The organism is Limnohabitans sp. (genome assembly GCF_044361985.1).
Taxonomy (GTDB): Bacteria; Pseudomonadota; Gammaproteobacteria; order Burkholderiales; family Burkholderiaceae_C; genus Limnohabitans_A.
Genome location: NZ_JBIKHV010000180.1, coordinates 1 through 2,926, shown reverse-complemented (window position 1 = coordinate 2,926; position 2,926 = coordinate 1). Strand labels below are relative to the sequence as shown.

3 protein-coding genes are annotated in these 2,926 nt (G+C 57.5%); 1 reads left to right on the top strand and 2 read right to left on the bottom strand.

The genetic code is table 11. The features are described from left to right. Both ACIQ3A_RS14790 and purB read right to left on the bottom strand, forming a co-directional pair. The coding region (locus ACIQ3A_RS14790; protein WP_396432486.1) for an ATP-binding protein at positions 1 to 800 on the bottom strand (800 nt) is incomplete at its 3' end. 183 nt (positions 801 to 983) lie between these two features. After that, on the bottom strand, positions 984 to 2,384 hold the full coding sequence (gene purB / locus ACIQ3A_RS14785) for an adenylosuccinate lyase (RefSeq protein WP_396432485.1): 1,401 nt from the start codon (positions 2,382 to 2,384) through the stop codon (positions 984 to 986). Between the two features lie 119 nt (positions 2,385 to 2,503). Here purB and ACIQ3A_RS14780 point away from each other — a divergent pair. Further along, the coding region (locus ACIQ3A_RS14780; protein WP_396432484.1) for a glutathione S-transferase N-terminal domain-containing protein at positions 2,504 to 2,926 on the top strand (423 nt) is incomplete at its 3' end.

The window sequence follows — 2,926 nt, the reverse complement described above, 5'->3', positions numbered from 1 at the left end:
AGCAGCCAGCAAGCCAGCCCTGTGTCCACAAAATAAAGTTTCGGTGATTTGACAAGGCGTTTGCCAAAGTTGCGGTGGTACGGTGTCAGCAAAAAAAGCACATCGCTGGACTCCAGCACCGACAACCATGCCCGCGCTGTGGTGTGGGTGATACCCGCCTCACTGGCCAAAGCACTCAGGTTCAACAACTGCCCTGTCCGGCCAGCACACAAGCGAACAAATCGCTGAAAAGTAGCGAGGTCCTGAACTTGCAAAACTTGCCGGACATCCCGCTCCAGATAAGTGCTGATGTAGCTTGCAAACCAGTCAACAGGCCGTGTTTGCGTGCCAATGTTTAAAGCAGGATAGCCACCACGCCAAAGCACATCGTCCAAGTTGCATTGCCCATTGCCTACTCCTGCAATTTCGGCAGCCGAGAAAGGCAGTAAACGACTCATGGCGACGCGCCCCGCCAAAGATTGCGTCACCCCGGCCATCAAGCCAAATTGTTGGGACCCCGTGAGAATGAAACGTCCGGGTGAGCGATCCTCGTCCACCATGCCCTGAAGGTATGAAAAAAGATCGGGCCAGCGCTGCGCCTCATCAAAGATGGCGCCCTGAGTAAACCGCGCCAGAAATCCTTTGGGGTCTTCTGCTGCAAAAGCCCGTTCGGTGGGGTCTTCCAGCGAAACATAGGGCTTGCCTGGAAACAGATGCCTGACCAACGTGGTTTTGCCGGACTGACGCGGTCCCGTGATGGCCAACACAGGAAACGACCTGGCCAGTCGCTGGAGCGTGGGGGCAAGTTGTCGTTCAATCATGGTGCATTTTATACAGATTGAAGAAATGATTTTCAATCTGTATGAATTTTCCAAGCCATTTGATCGGCTTCGATCCAGTGGGGCCTGCGTTGTCGGCTGAAAAGCCGTGATCCGCTACACCCCGAATACATCACGGTCAGAGACCACTCCCGCGACCATCTTGCGGGACTTGATCTGTCGGTGTCAGACCCGGCGGGCCAGCTCAGCGGCCTTGCCGACATAGCTGCCGGGCGTCATGGCCAGCAGTCGATCTTTGTCCGCTTGCGGAATCTCCAGGGCTTGAATCAGGCCATGCAAGTCAGCGGCAGTCACGGTCTTGCCACGGGTGACTTCCTTGAGCTTTTCGTAAGCACCCTGCACTCCATAGCGGCGCATCACGGTCTGGATGGGCTCGGCCAGCACTTCCCAGGCCGCGTCCAGGTCGGCCGCCAGGGCTTCTTTGTTCAGCTCGAGCTTGTTCAGCCCCGTCATCAAAGACGCGTAGGCCAGCGCGGTGTAGCCCAAGCCCACGCCCATGTTGCGCAGCACGGTGGAGTCGGTCAAGTCTCGTTGCCAGCGGCTGATGGGCAATTTTTCAGACAGGTGCTTGAGCACGGCGTTGGCCAGGCCCAGGTTGCCTTCGGCGTTTTCAAAGTCGATCGGGTTGACCTTGTGCGGCATCGTGCTTGAGCCGATTTCGCCGGCTTTCAGGCTCTGCTTGAAATAGCCCAGGCTCACATAACCCCAGATATCACGCGACAAGTCGATCAGGGTCGTGTTGGTGCGGGCCACGGCATCGAACAACTCGGCCATGTAGTCGTGCGGCTCGATCTGGATGCTGTAGGGCTGAAATGTCAGGCCCAGGCCCCACTGGCTGGCTTGTGTTTCGCTGAGCTCGGGGGTTTCGATGACCTTTTGGGCAAAGGCTTCCCAGTCAAAGTCGGGCCAGGCGGACAGGTGGGCGTTGTAATTGCCCACGGCACCGTTCATCTTGCCCATCAGCTTGACGGCCTGAATCTTCTCGCGGCAACCGTTCAGCCGCATCACCACGTTGGCCATTTCCTTGCCCACAGTGGTGGGGCTGGCGGTTTGGCCGTGTGTGCGGCTGAGCATAGGCACATCGGCAAAGGCATGGGCCATCTCGCGCAACTTGGCGATCAAGCCATCAATGCCTGGCAAGATGACCTGCGCGCGGGCGCCCTTGAGTTGCAGTGCGTGGCTGGTGTTGTTGATGTCTTCACTGGTGCAGGCAAAGTGCACGAATTCAGCGGCTTTTTCAAGCTCGGGGCGGTCCTTGAACTTGGATTTGAGCCAGTACTCCACCGCCTTGACGTCGTGGTTGGTGGTTTTTTCAAATTCCTTGATGGCGTCGGCATCGGCTTCGGAGAAGTTTTTCACCAACGCCGTGAGGTAGCTGCGGGCACCCGGTGTCAATGGCTTGAACTCTGCAAAGCCCGCATCCGACAAGGCGATGAACCAGGCGATTTCGACCTGTACCCGCCGGTGCATATAGCCTTGCTCACTCATGAGTGGGCGCAGTGCATTGAGTTTGCTGGCGTAACGGCCATCCAGCGGCGACAGGGCGGAAATGGGAGAAAAATTCATGCTTTGATTGTAATTCCCAACACCCAGGTGCCAGTCAAGCCCAATCAACGCTGCCTGTCAGCGTGCGCGAGCCCTGAACCTCTAGAATCACCAATCATTCTGCTCAGACACGGTTCAATATGAAACTCATCGGCTCCATCACCAGTCCTTATGTTCGCAAAGTGCGCATCGTCATGGCCGAGAAAAAACTCGACTACCAATTTGTGAGCGAAGACGTCTGGGCAGCCGACACACGCATTCACGAATCCAACCCTTTGGGCAAAGTGCCCTGCCTGATCATGGAGGGCCATGAGGCCGTCTTTGACTCACGGGTCATCGTGGAGTATCTGGACACCTTGTCGCCGGTCGGCAAGCTCATCCCCACAGGTGGGCGCGAACGCGCCGAAGTCAAAACTTGGGAAGCCCTGGCCGATGGCCTGCTGGACGCAGCGATACTGGCGCGCATGGAGTCAGGCTGGGCCGGGCGCGAAGACAGCCAGCGCAGCCAAGCCTGGATCGACCGACAACTGGACAAAATCCAGCATGCGCTGCGGGCCATGAGC

Bases quoted from the DNA above. Each gene is read 5' to 3' on its own strand.
- purB (WP_396432485.1), bottom strand. From the start codon at position 2,384: ATGAATTTTTCTCCCATTTCCGCCCTGTCGCCGCTGGATGGCCGTTAC.